Genomic DNA, 18,216 nt, shown 5'->3' on the forward strand with positions numbered 1-18,216 from the left:
AAGTGCGAATGCTGACATGAGTAACGACAATGCGAGTGAAAAACTCGCACGCCGAAAGACCAAGGTTTCCTGCGCAACGTTAATCGACGCAGGGTTAGTCGGTCCCTAAGGCGAGGCTGAAAAGCGTAGTCGATGGAAAACAGGTTAATATTCCTGTACTTCCAGTTATTGCGATGGAGGGACGGAGAAGGTTAGGCCAGCCTGGCGTTGGTTGTCCAGGTTTAAGGTGGTAGGCTGAAATCTTAGGCAAATCCGGGATTTCAAGGCCGAGAGCTGATGACGAGTTGCCTTTAGGCGACGAAGTGGTTGATACCATGCTTCCAAGAAAAGCTCCTAAGCTTCAGATAACTGGGAACCGTACCCCAAACCGACACAGGTGGTTAGGTAGAGAATACCAAGGCGCTTGAGAGAACTCGGGTGAAGGAACTAGGCAAAATGGCACCGTAACTTCGGGAGAAGGTGCGCCGGCGAGGGTCAAGGACTTGCTCCGTAAGCCCATGCCGGTCGAAGATACCAGGCCGCTGCGACTGTTTATTAAAAACACAGCACTCTGCAAACACGAAAGTGGACGTATAGGGTGTGACGCCTGCCCGGTGCCGGAAGGTTAATTGATGGGGTTAGCGCAAGCGAAGCTCTTGATCGAAGCCCCGGTAAACGGCGGCCGTAACTATAACGGTCCTAAGGTAGCGAAATTCCTTGTCGGGTAAGTTCCGACCTGCACGAATGGCGTAACGATGGCGGCGCTGTCTCCACCCGAGACTCAGTGAAATTGAAATCGCTGTGAAGATGCAGTGTATCCGCGGCTAGACGGAAAGACCCCGTGAACCTTTACTATAGCTTTGCACTGGACTTTGAATTTGCTTGTGTAGGATAGGTGGGAGGCTTTGAAGTGGGGACGCCAGTTCTCATGGAGCCATCCTTGAAATACCACCCTGGCAACTTTGAGGTTCTAACTCAGGTCCGTTATCCGGATCGAGGACAGTGTATGGTGGGTAGTTTGACTGGGGCGGTCTCCTCCCAAAGAGTAACGGAGGAGTACGAAGGTGCGCTCAGACCGGTCGGAAATCGGTCGTAGAGTATAAAGGCAAAAGCGCGCTTGACTGCGAGACACACACGTCGAGCAGGTACGAAAGTAGGTCTTAGTGATCCGGTGGTTCTGTATGGAAGGGCCATCGCTCAACGGATAAAAGGTACTCCGGGGATAACAGGCTGATACCGCCCAAGAGTTCATATCGACGGCGGTGTTTGGCACCTCGATGTCGGCTCATCACATCCTGGGGCTGAAGCCGGTCCCAAGGGTATGGCTGTTCGCCATTTAAAGTGGTACGCGAGCTGGGTTTAGAACGTCGTGAGACAGTTCGGTCCCTATCTGCCGTGGACGTTTGAGATTTGAGAGGGGCTGCTCCTAGTACGAGAGGACCGGAGTGGACGAACCTCTGGTGTTCCGGTTGTCACGCCAGTGGCATTGCCGGGTAGCTATGTTCGGAAGAGATAACCGCTGAAAGCATCTAAGCGGGAAACTTGCCTCAAGATGAGATCTCACTGGGATCTTGAATCCCCTAAAGGGCCGTCGAAGACTACGACGTTGATAGGTTGGGTGTGTAAGCGCTGTGAGGCGTTGAGCTAACCAATACTAATTGCCCGTGAGGCTTGACCATATAACACCCAAGCAATTTGCGCCTAAGACGCCAAATTGTGGTGGTGAAGATGATACGAACCGAAAGTTCGCAACAACCCACAAATATCGCATATCCGGATTCGCTGGGCTGTCCATCTGGACATTCTGGCTACAGAATTTCTTGACGACCATAGAGCATTGGAACCACCTGATCCCATCCCGAACTCAGTAGTGAAACGATGCATCGCCGATGGTAGTGTGGGGTTTCCCCATGTGAGAGTAGGTCATCGTCAAGATTCATTTCGCAAAACCCCTATCTGCACATGCAGGTAGGGGTTTTGTCTTTGCAGCGCAAATACCCCAGTCCTGCCCGACTCCCTGTAGGAGCAGCCTTGTGCTGCGAAGAGGCCGGTAAGGCTAAAGATTATCTTCGGCTGCAATGGCCTCTTCGCAGCACAAGGCTGCTCCTGCAGAGCAGGGTGCAACGCCAGGTATGCGGGCCCTTTTCCTATGCAAGCCAACAGCCCATGGCTATCATGCGTGCCTTATTCCAAGTCGAGACTGGCATGCTGAAGTTGTTGAATCTCCTCAAGGATGGCCGGTTCCATTCCGGAGAAGCTCTGGGGGCAGCCCTCGGGGTGAGTCGCAGCGCCGTTTGGAAGCAGCTGCAGCACCTGGAGAGCGAGCTGAACCTCACCATTCACAAGGTTCGTGGGCGCGGCTATCAGCTAGCGGCACCACTGGCTTTGCTCGAAGCGCAGGCAATCGCCAGGTTTGCCGAAGGCGAGCAGTGGCCGGTTTTCATTCACGAAATCATCGACTCGACCAACGCCGAAGGCTTGAGGCTTGCCAATCAAGGGCAGGTAGCGCCATTTCTCGTCCTGGCCGAGCGGCAAAGCGCCGGCCGCGGCCGACGTGGCCGGCAATGGGTCAGCCCATTTGCCGAAAACCTCTATTACAGCCTTGTCTTGCGTGTGGATGGCGGCATGCGCCAGCTCGAAGGCTTGAGCCTGGTGGTAGGCGTTGCAGTAATGCGCACGCTGCAGGCGTTCGGGGTAAAAGATGTAGGGCTCAAATGGCCCAATGACGTGTTGGTTCGCGGGCAGAAGATCACTGGCATTCTCCTGGAGCTGGTGGGTGACCCGGCCGATGTCTGTCATGTGGTACTGGGTATCGGTATCAATGTGAACATGCAGGTCAATGACCAGGTCGACCAGGAGTGGACCTCGATGCGGCGTGAGGTGGGCGCGGCTATAGACCGTAACCACTTGGTGGCTTCGCTCAATCAGCAAATGCAGCACGAATTGGCACGCCATCGTCGCTACGGGTTTGCCGCATTCCAGGAGGAGTGGGAACAGGCGCACCTTTGGCAGGGGCGCAATGTTTCACTGGTTGCCGGTAATACGCGCATCGATGGCGTGGTTCTTGGCGTCGACGGGCAGGGCGGCTTGCGCCTTGAGGTGGACGGAGTTGAAAAGAGCTTCAGTGGTGGTGAGCTCAGTTTGAGGTTGCGTGATGATTCTTGAGCTCGATTGCGGTAACAGCTTCATCAAGTGGCGCGTGATTCATACCGCTGATGCAGTGATTGAAGGTGGCGGGATCGTCGATTCAGATCAAGCGCTGCTGGCCGAAGTGGCTGCGCTGGCTTCGGTGCGTCTGACAGGTTGCCGCATTGTGAGTGTGCGCAGCGAGGAAGAAACCGATGCGCTTTGTGCGTTGATTGCCCAGGCATTCGCCGTGCAGGCGCATGTTGCGCTTCCGGCACAGAGCATGGCCGGTGTGCGCAACGGTTACGACGACTATCAGCGATTGGGCATGGACCGTTGGCTCGCTGCGCTGGGTGCATTTCACCTGGCCAAGGGCGCATGCCTGGTGATCGACCTCGGTACCGCCGCCAAAGCAGACTTTGTGGCTGCAGACGGCGAGCACCTGGGTGGTTACATCTGTCCGGGCATGCCACTGATGCGCAGTCAGTTGCGTACCCATACCCGGCGCATTCGCTATGACGATGCCTCCGCCGAGCGCGCATTGACCAGCCTGTCGCCGGGCCGCTCTACAGTCGAAGCGGTCGAGCGTGGTTGCGTGTTGATGCTCCAGGGCTTTGCGCGTACCCAGCTTGAGCAGGCGCGCTCGCTGTGGGGTGAAGAATTCGCGGTGTTCCTCACTGGGGGTGATGCGCCGCTGGTGAGAGAGGCCGTGCCGCAGGCGCGGGTCGTCCCTGACCTGGTTTTCGTTGGCCTGGCCATGGCCTGCCCATTGGATTGAGGTGCCTATGCGTTGGTTGTTTCTGTTGTTACTGGTGCTCAACGTCTTCTATTACGTGTGGCATCAGCAGGAAGCACCGCTGAAGGTCAAGGAAGTCGCCCCGCTGTCTCTGTACAAGGGGAATCAGCAGGAAATCCGTCTGTTGCGTGAAACGGGTGTGTCGGCACCGCCCAGGCGCCGTGACGAATGCCTGGTAGTGGGGGGGGTGACAGGACAGGAGCAGCTGGATGCACTGCGTCAGCGTTTGCTGAGCCTGGATATTGCCACCTTGCCGGTGGTGGGACAGCTGCCTGGAGCCGATGGTCGCTGGCTCAAGGTTGCCCCGGAAAGTGAGCGTTTACTGGACCAGACGGTCCTTTCGGCTCTTTCCAATGATTTCAAAGACTTAAAACATAAAATTATTTTCTGCCAGGGTATTGCAACTGGTGAATAGCTTGATAGAATGGCGCCCGCTTCACAGGGAACACCACTCAGGTGGTAGAACTGGAAGCGGTGTCAAAGTAGCTAAGTTTCAGATTTGATTGAAAAAATTTGAAAAAACGCTTGACACTAGGACGGCAGACACATAGAATGCCGGCCACATCTGGAGGGATTCCCGAGCGGTCAAAGGGGACGGACTGTAAATCCGTTGCGAGAGCTTCGAAGGTTCGAATCCTTCTCCCTCCACCAGTTTTAGCGAGAGCCGCAAGCTCCGCGGGTATAGTTTAGTGGTAGAACCTCAGCCTTCCAAGCTGATGATGCGGGTTCGATTCCCGCTACCCGCTCCAAGTTTGCAGGATTTTGCACAAAGTGTTTCGCTCTTGTAGCTCAGTTGGTAGAGCACACCCTTGGTAAGGGTGAGGTCAGCGGTTCAAGTCCGCTCAAGAGCTCCATATAAACAAGGCAGATATGAAAATATCTGCCTTTGTTTTATCAGCGCAAGACTATTTCTTCTGCGGAGGATTGTATCGATGGCTAAGGAAAAGTTTGATCGTTCCCTTCCCCACGTTAACGTCGGCACTATCGGCCACGTTGACCACGGTAAGACCACTCTGACCGCAGCTCTGACTCGCGTCTGCTCCGAAGTTTTCGGTTCGGCAGTCGTTGAGTTCGACAAGATCGACTCGGCTCCGGAAGAAAAAGCGCGCGGTATCACCATCAACACCGCTCACGTCGAGTACAACTCGAACATTCGTCACTACGCTCACGTTGACTGCCCAGGTCACGCTGACTACGTGAAGAACATGATCACCGGTGCTGCCCAGATGGATGGCGCGATCCTGGTTTGCTCGGCCGCCGATGGTCCGATGCCACAAACCCGTGAGCACATCCTGCTGTCCCGTCAGGTTGGCGTTCCGTACATCGTGGTCTTCCTGAACAAGGCTGACCTGGTAGACGACGCTGAGCTGCTGGAACTGGTCGAGATGGAAGTTCGCGACCTGCTGTCCACCTATGACTTCCCAGGCGACGACACCCCGATCATCATCGGTTCGGCTCGTATGGCGCTGGAAGGCAAAGACGACAACGAGATGGGCACCACTGCCGTCAAGAAGTTGGTTGAAACTCTGGACAGCTACATCCCAGAGCCAGAGCGCGCTATCGACAAGCCGTTCCTGATGCCAATCGAAGACGTATTCTCGATCTCGGGTCGTGGTACCGTTGTTACTGGCCGTATCGAGCGTGGTATCGTCCGCGTTCAGGATCCGCTGGAAATCGTTGGTCTGCGTGACACCACCACCACCACCTGCACCGGTGTTGAGATGTTCCGCAAGCTGCTGGACGAAGGTCGTGCTGGCGAGAACTGCGGCGTTCTGCTGCGTGGTACCAAGCGTGACGACGTTGAGCGTGGCCAGGTTCTGGTCAAGCCAGGTTCGGTCAAGCCGCACACCAAGTTCACCGCAGAAGTCTACGTCCTGTCGAAGGAAGAAGGCGGCCGTCACACTCCGTTCTTCAAAGGCTACCGTCCTCAGTTCTACTTCCGTACCACTGACGTGACCGGTAACTGCGAACTGCCGGAAGGCGTTGAAATGGTAATGCCAGGTGACAACATTCAGATGACTGTTACCCTGATCAAGACCATCGCAATGGAAGACGGTCTGCGCTTCGCTATCCGTGAAGGCGGTCGTACCGTCGGCGCCGGCGTCGTAGCAAAAATTATTGAATAAGTAGTTGATTTACTTGATCGGGCCGGTATAATGGCCGGCCTGATACAGCGTTACAGGTCAGTAGCTCAATTGGCAGAGCGACGGTCTCCAAAACCGTAGGTTGGGGGTTCGATTCCCTCCTGACCTGCCATTTCACTTCGGTGTGATGGCTTTCTTCTTACAGGATCCTCCTCGATGACTCCCAAAACTGAAGCCCAAGAATCGCGTTTTGATCTATTCAAGTGGCTGGCTGTAGTTGCTTTGGTGGTTGTAGCTGTTGTGGGTAATCAATATTACTCCGCGTCTCCGATCCTGTATCGCGTCCTTGCACTTCTCGTCCTGGCTGCTGTCGCGGGCTTTGTAGCTCTGCAGACTGCGAAGGGCAAGTCGTTCTTTGCGCTGGCGAAGGAAGCTCGTACCGAAATCCGTAAAGTCGTGTGGCCGACCCGCCAGGAAACCACCCAGACCACGCTGATTGTCGTGGCTGTCGTGCTGGTTATGGCACTGCTGCTGTGGGGTCTTGATTCCCTGCTCGGCTGGGCGGTCTCCCTGATCGTTGGCTAAAGGTGTCCCGTGGCTAAGCGTTGGTATGTTGTGCATGCTTACTCGGGTTACGAGAAGCATGTAATGCGCTCCCTGATCGAGCGCGTCAAGCTGGCTGGCATGGAAGACGGTTTCGGCGAGATCTTGGTTCCGACCGAAGAAGTCGTTGAAATGCGCAACGGCCAGAAGCGTAAGAGTGAGCGTAAATTCTTCCCTGGCTATGTACTGGTCCAGATGGAGATGAACGAAGGGACTTGGCACTTGGTCAAGGATACCCCTCGCGTGATGGGCTTTATTGGCGGTACCGCAGATAAGCCTGCACCGATCACCGACAAAGAAGCTGAAGCTATCCTGCGTCGCGTTGCCGACGGCAGCGACAAGCCGAAGCCCAAGACGCTGTTCGAGCCGGGTGAAGTGGTTCGTGTCATTGACGGTCCGTTCGCTGACTTCAATGGTAGTGTCGAAGAAGTTAACTACGAAAAGAGTCGCCTCCAGGTGGCGGTGCTCATTTTCGGTCGCTCTACTCCGGTGGAGCTCGAGTTCAGCCAGGTCGAAAAGGTCTAGGCGGACGAAGCATCCCAAACCCCGCAGCCCTGTGTGTTGCGGGGTTTTGTCGTCACTGGGATAAAACGCAAGTCATCCGGGGAGCCATCAGGCGTTCGTACCCGATTTTGGAGTAGCTCATGGCTAAGAAGATTCAGGCTTACATCAAGCTGCAAGTTAAGGCCGGCCAGGCCAACCCAAGCCCACCCGTTGGTCCAGCACTGGGCCAACACGGTGTGAACATCATGGAATTCTGCAAGGCCTTCAACGCCCGTACTCAGGGTCAAGAAGCCGGCCTGCCGACTCCTGTGATCATCACTGTCTACAGCGACCGTAGCTTCACCTTCGAGACCAAGAGCACCCCTGCCTCGGTTCTGCTGAAGAAAGCTGCTGGCCTGACCAGTGGTTCGGCTCGTCCGAACACCGTTAAAGTCGGTACCGTTACCCGCGCTCAGCTGGAAGACATCGCCAAGGCAAAACAGGCTGATCTGACCGCTGCTGACCTGGACGCTGCTGTACGCACCATCGCTGGCTCTGCCCGCAGCATGGGCCTGAACGTGGAGGGTGTGTAATGGCTAAGCTGACCAAACGCCAAAAGGCAATCGCCGAGAAAATCGAAGCAGGCAAGTCCTACAACTTCGAAGAAGCGGCAACTCTGCTGGCCTCGCTGCCTGCTGCCAAGTTCGTCGAGTCCTACGACATCGCCGTTAACCTCGGTGTTGACCCGCGTAAATCCGACCAGGTCGTTCGTAGCGCTACTGTGCTGCCACACGGCACTGGCAAGACCGTTCGCGTTGCCGTCTTCACCCAGGGTCCAGCTGCTGAAGCCGCTCTGGCTGCCGGCGCTGACCGCGTAGGTATGGACGATCTGGCTGCCGAAATGAAAGCCGGCGACCTGAACTATGACGTAGTCATCGCATCGCCTGATGCCATGCGCGTTGTAGGTCAGCTGGGTCAGGTTCTGGGTCCTCGCGGCCTGATGCCTAACCCGAAAGTTGGTACCGTTAGCCCAGACGTAGCCACTGCCGTGAAAAACGCCAAGGCTGGTCAGGTTCGCTACCGTACCGACAAAAACGGTATCATCCACACCTCCGTTGGCAAGGTCGGCTTTGAAGCTGGCAAGCTGAAGGAAAACGTTGAAGCCCTGATCGCTGATCTGAAGCGTATCAAGCCTGCTTCCTCGAAAGGTATCTACGTCAAGCGCGTTACCCTGAGCACCACCATGGGCCCAGGTCTGGTCATCGATCAGAGCTCGCTGAACGTGTAAGAACATGGCGGTGCGACTCGTCGCGCCGCCAGCAAAAATTGGGGTCCCTGCCTGGCGGGGGCTATCCAAGACCGTAGGTGGCGCAAGCCTTAAAACACCAGCCCACGCAGATGGTGCTCCCGATTCGTTACCGAATCAGACACCAAAACGACATCCGGCTTCGGCCAGATGAAACGGTAAAAACCAGGAGTAAACCCGTGGCAATTAAACTCGAAGACAAGAAGGCCATCGTCGCTGAAGTCAACGAGGCTGCCAAAGTCGCTCTGTCCGCTGTTGTGGCTGATGCCCGTGGTGTGACTGTAGGCGCAATGACCGGACTCCGTAAAGAGGCCCGCGAGGCTGGCGTTTACGTACGTGTCGTACGTAACACCCTGCTCAAGCGCGCTGTTGAAGGCACCGAATTTTCGATCCTCAGCGACGCGTTCAAAGGCCCGACCCTGATTGCTTTCTCCAACGAACACCCGGGCGCTGCTGCTCGTCTGTTCAAAGAGTTCGCCAAGGGTCAGGACAAGTTCGAGATCAAGGCAGCTGCGTTTGACGGCAATTTCATTGCAGCGAACCAGATCGACGTGTTGGCTACCCTGCCGACCCGCGACGAAGCTATTGCACGACTGATGAGCGTTATTCAAGGCGCCACCAGCAAGCTGGCTCGTACTCTGGCAGCCATTCGCGACCAGAAAGAAGCTACCGCTGCCTAAGGCACGCGAACTCTTTCAAAATCATTTGTTTAATTTGATGGCTGCGTAGGCCTTCACCCCAATACAGGATTTAAGTCATGTCCCTGACTAACGAGCAAATCATCGAAGCAATCGGCCAGAAAACCGTTCTGGAAGTTGTTGAGCTGATCAAAGCAATGGAAGAAACCTTCGGCGTGACCGCTGCTGTTGCCGCTGCTGGCCCAGCTGCTGCTGCCGCTGTTGTTGAAGAGCAGACCGAGTTCAACGTTGTTCTGGTTGAAGCCGGCGAGAAGAAAGTGAACGTGATTAAAGCCGTTCGCGAGCTGACCGGTCTGGGCCTGAAAGAAGCCAAAGAGAAAGTCGATGGCGCTCCTCAGGTTGTAGCTGAAGGCGTTTCGAAAGAAGCCGCTGAAGACGCTAAGAAGAAGCTGGAAGAAGCAGGCGCTAAAGTCGAGCTGAAGTAATTTCGACTTTGCGATGCCAGCCTGAGCGTTGAGCACAAGGCTGATGGCTGGTGGCTTATGCCACCGGCCTTTTTCCGTTATTGGCGGTCGGTCAAGCCGGCCCCGATAACAAGCTGCAAGACACCCACGTGGGTGGCGCAAACCAAGGGGTTTGCACGATTTTCTGGCTGCTCCCGCCGGGAGAAGCCAAACAAGCAGGTGACCAAGCTGGGGAACGCTGATGGCTTACTCATACACTGAGAAAAAACGTATCCGCAAGGACTTTAGCAAGTTGCCGGACGTCATGGATGTGCCTTACCTCCTGGCCATCCAGCTGGATTCGTATCGCGAATTCCTGCAAGCGGGAGCATCCAAGGATCAGTTCCGCGACGTCGGCCTGCACGCGGCCTTCAAATCGGTATTCCCGATCATCAGCTACTCCGGCAATGCTGCCCTGGAGTACGTAGGCTATCGCCTGGGCGAGCCTGCCTTCGATGTTAAGGAATGTGTCCTGCGTGGCGTGACCTTCGCGGTCCCACTGCGGGTCAAGGTGCGCCTGATCATCTTCGACAAGGAATCGTCGAACAAAGCGATCAAGGACATCAAAGAGCAAGAAGTCTACATGGGTGAAATCCCCCTGATGACTGAGAACGGTACCTTCGTTATCAACGGTACCGAGCGTGTGATCGTTTCCCAGCTGCACCGTTCGCCTGGTGTGTTCTTCGACCACGACCGTGGCAAGACTCACAGCTCCGGCAAGCTGCTGTACTCCGCTCGCATCATCCCTTACCGCGGTTCGTGGCTGGACTTCGAGTTCGACCCGAAAGACTGCGTGTTCGTGCGTATCGACCGTCGCCGCAAACTGCCGGCGTCGGTGCTGCTGCGCGCCCTGGGTTACAGCACTGAAGAAGTGCTGAACACCTTCTACACCACCAACGTGTTCCACATTTCCGGCGAGAAGCTCAGCCTGGAACTGGTACCGCAGCGTCTGCGTGGTGAAGTTGCAGTCATGGACATCCATGACGAAACCGGCAAAGTCATCGTTGAGCAGGGCCGCCGTATCACTGCGCGCCACATCAATCAGCTCGAGAAGGCCGGCGTCAAGCAGCTGGACGTTCCAATGGAATACGTCCTGGGTCGCACCACTGCCAAGGCCATCGTGCACCCGGCTACTGGCGAGATCCTGGCCGAGTGCAATACCGAGCTCACCACTGATCTGCTGATCAAAGTCGCCAAGGCACAGGTCGTCCGTATCGAGACCCTGTACACCAACGACATCGATTGCGGTCCGTTCATCTCCGACACCCTGAAGATCGACACCACCAGCAACCAGCTGGAAGCTCTGGTCGAGATCTACCGCATGATGCGTCCAGGCGAGCCGCCGACCAAGGATGCTGCCGAGACCCTGTTCAACAACCTGTTCTTCAGCGCCGAGCGCTACGACCTGTCCGCAGTGGGCCGCATGAAGTTCAACCGTCGTATCGGTCGTACCGAGATCGAAGGTTCGGGCGTGCTGAGCAAGGAAGACATCGTCGAGGTCCTCAAGACCCTGGTCGATATCCGTAACGGCAAAGGCATCGTCGACGACATCGACCACCTGGGTAACCGTCGCGTTCGTTGCGTCGGCGAGATGGCCGAAAACCAGTTCCGCGTTGGCCTGGTGCGTGTAGAGCGCGCGGTCAAGGAACGTCTGTCGATGGCGGAAAGCGAAGGCTTGATGCCGCAAGACCTGATCAACGCCAAGCCGGTTGCGGCGGCGGTGAAAGAGTTCTTCGGTTCCAGCCAGCTGTCCCAGTTCATGGACCAGAACAACCCGCTCTCCGAGATCACCCACAAGCGCCGCGTCTCTGCACTCGGCCCGGGCGGTCTGACCCGTGAGCGTGCTGGCTTCGAAGTCCGTGACGTACACCCGACCCACTACGGCCGTGTGTGCCCGATCGAGACCCCTGAAGGTCCGAACATCGGTCTGATCAACTCCCTGGCAGCCTATGCCCGCACCAACCAGTACGGCTTCCTGGAAAGCCCGTACCGCGTGGTGAAGGAAGGCGTTGTCAGCGACGACATCGTGTTCCTGTCGGCAATCGAAGAAGCGGACCACGTCATCGCCCAGGCTTCGGCCGCGATGAACGACAAGAAGCAACTGATCGATGAGCTGGTAGCTGTTCGTCACCTGAACGAATTCACCGTCAAGGCGCCGGAAGACGTCACCCTGATGGACGTTTCGCCGAAGCAGGTTGTTTCTGTTGCTGCGTCGCTGATTCCGTTCCTCGAGCACGACGACGCCAACCGTGCGTTGATGGGTTCGAACATGCAGCGTCAGGCTGTACCGACCCTGCGTGCCGACAAGCCGCTGGTAGGTACCGGCATGGAGCGCAACGTTGCCCGTGACTCCGGTGTCTGCGTGGTTGCTCGCCGTGGTGGCGTGATCGACTCGGTCGACGCCAGCCGTATCGTTGTTCGCGTTAACGACGACGAAGTGGAAACCGGCGAAGCAGGTGTAGATATCTACAACCTGACCAAGTACACCCGGTCGAACCAGAACACCTGCATCAACCAGCGTCCGCTGGTGAGCAAGGGTGACAAGGTTCAGCGTAGCGACATCATGGCCGACGGCCCGTCCACCGACATGGGTGAACTGGCGCTGGGTCAGAACATGCGCATCGCGTTCATGGCATGGAACGGCTTCAACTTCGAAGACTCCATCTGCCTGTCCGAGCGTGTGGTTCAGGAAGATCGCTTCACCACCATCCACATTCAGGAACTGACCTGTGTGGCGCGTGACACCAAGCTTGGCCCAGAGGAAATCACTGCGGACATCCCGAACGTGGGTGAAGCTGCACTGAACAAACTGGACGAAGCCGGTATCGTTTACGTGGGTGCTGAAGTCGGCGCTGGCGACATCCTGGTTGGCAAGGTCACGCCAAAAGGCGAAACCCAGCTGACCCCGGAAGAAAAACTGCTGCGTGCAATCTTCGGTGAGAAGGCCAGTGACGTTAAAGACACCTCCCTGCGCGTGCCAACCGGCACCAAGGGTACCGTCATTGACGTCCAGGTCTTCACCCGTGATGGCGTCGAGCGCGACAGCCGCGCCCTGGCCATCGAGAAGATGCAGCTGGACGAGATCCGCAAGGACCTCAACGAAGAGTTCCGCATCGTCGAAGGCGCAACCTTCGAGCGTCTGCGTTCTGCTCTGAACGGCCAAGTGATCGACGGTGGTGCGGGCCTGAAGAAAGGCACCGTGGTCACCGACGAAGTGCTGGACGGTCTGGAGCACGGCCAGTGGTTCAAACTGCGCATGGCTGAAGATGCACTGAATGAGCAGCTGGAAAAGGCTCAGCAGTACATCGTCGACCGTCGCCGTCTGCTGGATGACAAGTTCGAAGACAAGAAGCGCAAGCTGCAGCAGGGCGATGACCTGGCACCTGGCGTACTGAAGATCGTCAAGGTCTACCTGGCAATCCGCCGTCGCATCCAGCCGGGTGACAAGATGGCTGGTCGTCACGGTAACAAGGGTGTTGTCTCGGTAATCATGCCGGTTGAAGACATGCCGCATGATGCCAACGGTACTCCGGTCGACGTCGTACTGAACCCGCTGGGCGTACCTTCGCGTATGAACGTTGGTCAGATCCTGGAAACCCACCTGGGCCTCGCGGCCAAGGGCCTGGGCGAGAAGATCGACCGCATGATCGAAGAGCAACGCAAAGCCGCTGAGCTGCGTGTATTCCTGACCGAGGTCTACAACGAGATCGGTGGTCGTCAGGAAAACCTCGCCGAGTTCACCGACGAAGAGATCCTGGCCCTGGCCCACAACCTGAAGAAAGGCGTGCCAATGGCTACCCCGGTCTTCGATGGTGCCAAGGAAAGCGAGATCAAGGCCATGCTGAAGCTGGCCGATCTGCCAGAGAGCGGCCAGATGGTGCTGTTCGATGGCCGTACCGGCAACAAGTTCGAGCGTCCAGTGACCGTTGGTTACATGTACATGCTCAAGCTGAACCACTTGGTGGACGACAAGATGCACGCGCGTTCCACTGGTTCCTACAGCCTGGTTACCCAGCAGCCGCTGGGTGGTAAGGCGCAGTTCGGTGGTCAGCGTTTCGGGGAGATGGAAGTGTGGGCGCTGGAAGCATACGGCGCGGCATACACCCTGCAAGAAATGCTCACAGTGAAGTCGGACGACGTGAACGGCCGTACCAAGATGTACAAGAACATCGTGGATGGCGATCACCGTATGGAGCCGGGCATGCCCGAGTCCTTCAACGTGTTGATCAAAGAGATCCGTTCGCTCGGTATCGATATCGATCTGGAAACCGAATAACACGTGACGCGAAGGGGAGTGGGGCAGGTATTGCCCGCTCCCTGCTCCGCCAGGAGGAAAGGCCTTGAAAGACCTACTGAATTTGCTGAAAAACCAGGGTCAAGTCGAAGAGTTCGACGCCATCCGTATCGGGCTGGCGTCACCTGAGATGATCCGTTCGTGGTCGTTCGGTGAAGTTAAGAAGCCGGAAACCATCAACTACCGTACGTTCAAACCTGAGCGTGACGGCCTGTTCTGCGCCAAGATCTTTGGCCCAGTCAAGGACTACGAGTGCCTGTGCGGCAAGTACAAGCGCCTCAAGCACCGCGGCGTAATCTGCGAGAAGTGCGGCGTTGAAGTTGCCCTGGCCAAGGTTCGTCGTGAGCGCATGGCGCACATCGAACTGGCCTCGCCGGTTGCCCACATCTGGTTCCTGAAGTCGCTGCCGTCCCGTATCGGCCTGCTGATGGACATGACCCTGCGTGATATCGAGCGGGTTCTCTACTTCGAGAGCTACGTCGTTATCGACCCGGGCATGACCACCCTTGAAAAGGGTCAGCTGCTGAACGACGAGCAGTACTTCGAAGCGCTGGAAGAGTTCGGTGACGACTTCGACGCCCGCATGGGTGCCGAGGCTGTCCGCGAGCTGCTGCACGCTATCGACCTGGAGCACGAGATCGGTCGCCTGCGTGAAGAGATTCCGCAGACCAACTCGGAAACCAAAATCAAGAAGCTGTCCAAGCGCCTGAAGCTGATGGAAGCTTTCCAGGGCTCGGGCAACTTGCCTGAGTGGATGGTCCTGACCGTACTGCCAGTACTGCCGCCGGACCTGCGTCCGCTGGTACCGCTGGATGGCGGCCGCTTCGCGACCTCCGACCTGAACGACCTGTATCGTCGGGTGATCAACCGTAACAACCGTCTGAAGCGCCTGCTTGATCTGTCCGCGCCGGACATCATCGTGCGCAACGAAAAGCGCATGCTGCAGGAAGCGGTCGACGCCCTGCTGGACAACGGCCGTCGCGGTCGCGCCATCACTGGCTCGAACAAGCGTCCGCTGAAGTCCCTGGCCGACATGATCAAAGGTAAGCAAGGTCGCTTCCGTCAGAACTTGCTCGGTAAGCGTGTTGACTACTCCGGTCGTTCGGTAATTACCGTAGGCCCGACCCTGCGTCTGCACCAGTGCGGTCTGCCGAAGAAGATGGCCCTCGAGCTGTTCAAGCCGTTCATTTTCGGCAAGCTGGAAATGCGTGGTCTGGCGACCACCATCAAAGCTGCCAAGAAGATGGTCGAGCGCGAGCTGCCAGAGGTGTGGGACGTTCTCGCCGAAGTGATTCGCGAACACCCCGTACTGCTCAACCGTGCACCGACCCTTCACCGTCTGGGTATCCAGGCGTTCGAGCCTGTGCTCATCGAAGGTAAGGCCATCCAGCTTCACCCGCTGGTCTGTGCCGCGTACAACGCCGACTTCGACGGTGACCAGATGGCCGTTCACGTGCCGCTGACCCTGGAAGCTCAGCTCGAAGCGCGCGCGCTGATGATGTCGACCAACAACATTCTGTCGCCAGCCAACGGTGAGCCAATCATCGTTCCGTCGCAGGACGTTGTACTGGGTCTGTACTACATGACCCGTGAAGCCATCAACGCCAAGGGCGAGGGTCGCGTATTCGCCGACCTGCAGGAAGTCGACCGCGTATTCCGCGCCGGCGAAGCTGCCCTGCACGCGAAAATCAAGGTCCGTATCAACGAGACCGTGAATGACCGTGATGGCAGCTCGACCAAGAACACCCGTATCGTCGACACCACCGTCGGCCGTGCGCTGCTGTTCCAGGTTGTGCCAGCAGGCCTGCCGTACGATGTCGTCAACCAGCCGATGAAGAAAAAGGCGATCTCCAAGCTGATCAACCAGTGCTACCGCGTGGTTGGTCTGAAAGAGACCGTTATCTTCGCCGACCAGCTGATGTACACCGGTTTCGCTTACTCCACCATCTCTGGCGTGTCCATTGGTGTGAACGACTTTGTCATCCCGGATGAGAAAGCGCGCATCATCAACAGCGCTACCGATGAAGTGAAGGAAATCGAGAGCCAGTACGCCTCCGGCCTGGTAACCCAGGGCGAGAAGTACAACAAGGTCATCGACTTGTGGTCGAAGGCGAACGACGAAGTGTCCAAGGCGATGATGGCCAACCTCTCGAAAGAGAAAGTCATCGACCGCGAAGGCAAAGAAGTCGAGCAAGAGTCCTTCAACTCGATGTACATGATGGCTGACTCCGGTGCGCGGGGTTCCGCTGCCCAGATCCGTCAGCTGGCCGGTATGCGTGGCCTGATGGCCAAGCCGGACGGCTCGATCATCGAGACGCCGATCACCGCGAACTTCCGTGAAGGTCTGAGCGTACTTCAGTACTTCATCTCGACCCACGGTGCTCGTAAAGGTCTGGCGGATACCGCCTTGAAGACTGCGAACTCCGGTTACCTGACCCGTCGTCTGGTAGACGTTGCGCAAGACCTGGTTGTGACCGAGATCGACTGCGGTACCGACCAAGGCCTGCTGATGACTCCGCACATTGAAGGCGGTGACGTTGTAGAGCCGTTGGGTGAGCGTGTACTGGGCCGTGTCATCGCCCGTGACGTATTCAAGCCAGGCACCGAGGACGTCATCGTTCCGGCCGGTACCCTGGTAGACGAGCAGTGGGTCGAGTTCATCGAGCTGAACAGCATCGACGAAGTTATCGTGCGTTCGCCGATCAACTGCGAAACCCGCTTCGGTATCTGCGCCAAGTGCTACGGTCGTGACCTGGCGCGTGGTCACCAGGTGAACATCGGTGAAGCTGTCGGCGTTATCGCTGCACAGTCGATCGGTGAGCCGGGTACCCAGCTGACCATGCGTACGTTCCACATCGGTGGTGCTGCAAGCCGTACTTCGGCTGCCGACAGCGTCCAGGTGAAGAACGGCGGTATGGTACGTCTGCACAACCTGAAGCATGTCGTGCGCGCCGATGGCAACCTGGTTGCTGTTTCGCGTTCCGGTGAGCTGGCCATTGCCGATGAATTCGGTCGTGAGCGTGAGCGTTACAAGCTGCCTTACGGTGCGGTGATTTCGGTCAAGGAAGGTGAGAAGGTCGAAGCTGGCGCCATCGTCGCCAAGTGGGACCCGCACACCCACCCGATCGTTACCGAGCTGAAAGGTACCGTGACCTTCGTGGGCATGGAAGAAAACATCACCATCAAGCGTCAGACCGACGAACTGACCGGCCTGACCAACATTGAAGTACTGGACGTCAAGGATCGCCCTGCCGCAGGCAAGGAAATCCGTCCGGCAATCAAGATGGTCGACGCCAATGGCAAGGACCTGTACCTGCCAGGTACCGACGTACCGGCGCAGTACTTCCTGCCAGCCAACGCCTTGGTGGGTGTTGCTGACGGTGCGCAGATCGGTGTTGGTGACGTTATCGCGCGTATCCCGCAAGAAACGTCGAAGACCCGTGACATCACCGGTGGTCTGCCACGCGTAGCTGACTTGTTCGAAGCGCGTCGTCCGAAAGAAGCCTCGATTCTGGCTGAAGTCAGCGGTACCATCGCGTTCGGTAAAGAGACCAAGGGCAAGCGTCGTCTGGTCATCACTCCGACCGACGGTAGCGATCCGTACGAAGAGCTGATTCCGAAGTGGCGCCACCTGAACGTCTTCGAAGGCGAACAGGTAAACCGCGGCGAAGTTATCTCCGACGGCCCGAGCGATCCGCACGACATCCTGCGTCTGCTGGGTGTGAGCGCGCTGGCGAAGTACATCGTCAACGAGATCCAGGACGTTTACCGTCTGCAAGGCGTTAAGATCAACGACAAGCACATCGAGACCATCCTGCGTCAGATGCTGCGCAAGGTCGAGATCTCTGAGTCGGGCGATTCCAGCTTCATCAAGGGCGACCAGATGGAACTGACTCACGTACTGGTCGAGAACGAGCGTCTCGCTGGCGAAGACAAGTTCATCTCGAAGTTCACTCGCGTGCTGCTGGGTATCACCAAGGCCTCGCTGTCGACCGAATCGTTCATTTCCGCGGCTTCCTTCCAGGAAACTACCCGCGTACTGACCGAAGCGGCGGTAACCGGCAAGCGCGACTACCTGCGCGGCCTGAAAGAGAACGTCGTCGTGGGTCGTCTGATCCCGGCGGGTACTGGTCTGGCCTACCACAGCGAGCGCAAGCGTCGCCGTGAAGCCGACAAACCGCTGCGTGTAAGCGCCAGTGAGGTGGAAGCCGCACTGACCGAAGCGCTGAATTCCAGCGGTAACTAAGTACAGGGCAGGGCCCCGGCAAGCCTCGATCGGCCATCGGTGACATGAATTGTTGCCGATGATCGGGCGAGGAGGGCCGGGGCCTTGTCTTGACTGGGTGCAAGATCCTCCGTAGACTTTTGTACCCTTAAATTTGGTGAGGCTCCGTCTCGCCAATT

The 18,216-nt window shown here is 57.2% G+C and carries 12 protein-coding genes, 4 tRNA genes and 2 rRNA genes (1 of these 18 running past the window's edge); all 18 read left to right on the forward strand.

Translation table 11 applies throughout. The features are described from left to right. Positions 1–1,658: ribosomal RNA gene (locus MRBLPB4O_RS02200) — 23S ribosomal RNA — on the forward strand (it extends 1,235 nt beyond the left edge of the window). Positions 1,659–1,798: 140 nt separating this feature from the next. Beyond that, positions 1,799–1,914, forward strand: a 5S ribosomal RNA gene (gene rrf / locus MRBLPB4O_RS02205). 270 nt (positions 1,915–2,184) lie between these two features. Further along, a complete protein-coding gene (gene birA / locus MRBLPB4O_RS02210; RefSeq protein ID WP_016497738.1) occupies positions 2,185–3,144 on the forward strand; it encodes a bifunctional biotin--[acetyl-CoA-carboxylase] ligase/biotin operon repressor BirA in 960 nt (319 codons plus the stop codon). Beyond that, complete coding sequence (locus MRBLPB4O_RS02215) at positions 3,134–3,883, forward strand: pantothenate kinase (RefSeq protein ID WP_341797420.1); 750 nt, start codon at positions 3,134–3,136, stop codon at positions 3,881–3,883. Before birA ends, MRBLPB4O_RS02215 begins: the two co-directional genes overlap by 11 nt. Positions 3,884–3,890: 7 nt before the next feature. Then, positions 3,891–4,316 (forward strand): hypothetical protein, encoded by a 426-nt coding sequence (locus tag MRBLPB4O_RS02220; RefSeq protein ID WP_049276033.1) that lies wholly within the window; start codon positions 3,891–3,893, stop codon positions 4,314–4,316. A gap of 152 nt (positions 4,317–4,468) precedes the next feature. Beyond that, a tRNA-Tyr gene (locus tag MRBLPB4O_RS02225) sits at positions 4,469–4,552 on the forward strand. A gap of 24 nt (positions 4,553–4,576) precedes the next feature. After that, positions 4,577–4,650: transfer RNA gene (locus MRBLPB4O_RS02230), tRNA-Gly, on the forward strand. A gap of 29 nt (positions 4,651–4,679) precedes the next feature. After that, positions 4,680–4,755: transfer RNA gene (locus tag MRBLPB4O_RS02235), tRNA-Thr, on the forward strand. 78 nt (positions 4,756–4,833) lie between these two features. Then, entirely contained in the window at positions 4,834–6,027 is a 1,194-nt protein-coding gene (gene tuf, locus MRBLPB4O_RS02240) for an elongation factor Tu (protein ID WP_028614144.1), read from the forward strand. 54 nt (positions 6,028–6,081) lie between these two features. Continuing rightward, positions 6,082–6,157, forward strand: a tRNA-Trp gene (locus tag MRBLPB4O_RS02245). A gap of 44 nt (positions 6,158–6,201) precedes the next feature. Continuing rightward, the gene (gene secE, locus MRBLPB4O_RS02250; protein ID WP_016484648.1) at positions 6,202–6,570 is read left to right on the forward strand and encodes a preprotein translocase subunit SecE; all 369 of its coding nucleotides are present in this window, start codon (positions 6,202–6,204) and stop codon (positions 6,568–6,570) included. A gap of 9 nt (positions 6,571–6,579) precedes the next feature. Further along, positions 6,580–7,113: a transcription termination/antitermination protein NusG gene (nusG, locus tag MRBLPB4O_RS02255; protein WP_003255501.1), complete on the forward strand. Its 534-nt coding sequence runs from the start codon at positions 6,580–6,582 to the stop codon at positions 7,111–7,113. A 119-nt stretch (positions 7,114–7,232) separates the two neighbouring features. Continuing rightward, positions 7,233–7,664 carry a 50S ribosomal protein L11 gene (gene rplK, locus MRBLPB4O_RS02260; RefSeq protein WP_003255500.1) on the forward strand — a complete coding sequence of 144 codons (432 nt, stop codon included), beginning with the start codon at positions 7,233–7,235 and terminating at the stop codon, positions 7,662–7,664. Beyond that, positions 7,664–8,359, forward strand: a complete 696-nt coding sequence (rplA, locus tag MRBLPB4O_RS02265) for a 50S ribosomal protein L1 (protein ID WP_012270232.1) — start codon at positions 7,664–7,666, stop codon at positions 8,357–8,359. Before rplK ends, rplA begins: the two co-directional genes overlap by 1 nt. 197 nt (positions 8,360–8,556) lie before the next feature. Further along, positions 8,557–9,057, forward strand: coding sequence for a 50S ribosomal protein L10 (gene rplJ, locus MRBLPB4O_RS02270; protein WP_016497742.1), 501 nt, complete (start codon positions 8,557–8,559; stop codon positions 9,055–9,057). Positions 9,058–9,134: 77 nt separating this feature from the next. Continuing rightward, positions 9,135–9,500 carry a 50S ribosomal protein L7/L12 gene (gene rplL / locus MRBLPB4O_RS02275; RefSeq protein ID WP_007957596.1) on the forward strand — a complete coding sequence of 122 codons (366 nt, stop codon included), beginning with the start codon at positions 9,135–9,137 and terminating at the stop codon, positions 9,498–9,500. A gap of 220 nt (positions 9,501–9,720) precedes the next feature. After that, positions 9,721–13,794 carry a DNA-directed RNA polymerase subunit beta gene (gene rpoB / locus MRBLPB4O_RS02280; RefSeq protein WP_341797421.1) on the forward strand — a complete coding sequence of 1,358 codons (4,074 nt, stop codon included), beginning with the start codon at positions 9,721–9,723 and terminating at the stop codon, positions 13,792–13,794. A 64-nt stretch (positions 13,795–13,858) separates the two neighbouring features. Beyond that, positions 13,859–18,058 (forward strand): DNA-directed RNA polymerase subunit beta', encoded by a 4,200-nt coding sequence (gene rpoC / locus MRBLPB4O_RS02285; protein ID WP_016497743.1) that lies wholly within the window; start codon positions 13,859–13,861, stop codon positions 18,056–18,058. Positions 18,059–18,216 lie beyond the last annotated feature (158 nt).

Origin of the sequence: Pseudomonas sp. LPB4.O (assembly GCF_038383825.1) — a bacterium.
GTDB lineage: Bacteria > Pseudomonadota > Gammaproteobacteria > Pseudomonadales > Pseudomonadaceae > Aquipseudomonas > Aquipseudomonas putida.

Coding starts and splice junctions, on each gene's coding strand:
- birA (WP_016497738.1), top strand. CDS start 2,185: ATGCTGAAGTTGTTGAATCTCCTCAAGGATGGCCGGTTCCATTCCGGA.
- MRBLPB4O_RS02215 (WP_341797420.1), top strand. CDS start 3,134: ATGATTCTTGAGCTCGATTGCGGTAACAGCTTCATCAAGTGGCGCGTG.
- MRBLPB4O_RS02220 (WP_049276033.1), top strand. CDS start 3,891: ATGCGTTGGTTGTTTCTGTTGTTACTGGTGCTCAACGTCTTCTATTAC.
- tuf (WP_028614144.1), top strand. CDS start 4,834: ATGGCTAAGGAAAAGTTTGATCGTTCCCTTCCCCACGTTAACGTCGGC.
- secE (WP_016484648.1), top strand. CDS start 6,202: ATGACTCCCAAAACTGAAGCCCAAGAATCGCGTTTTGATCTATTCAAG.
- rplK (WP_003255500.1), top strand. CDS start 7,233: ATGGCTAAGAAGATTCAGGCTTACATCAAGCTGCAAGTTAAGGCCGGC.
- rplA (WP_012270232.1), top strand. CDS start 7,664: ATGGCTAAGCTGACCAAACGCCAAAAGGCAATCGCCGAGAAAATCGAA.
- rplL (WP_007957596.1), top strand. CDS start 9,135: ATGTCCCTGACTAACGAGCAAATCATCGAAGCAATCGGCCAGAAAACC.
- rpoB (WP_341797421.1), top strand. CDS start 9,721: ATGGCTTACTCATACACTGAGAAAAAACGTATCCGCAAGGACTTTAGC.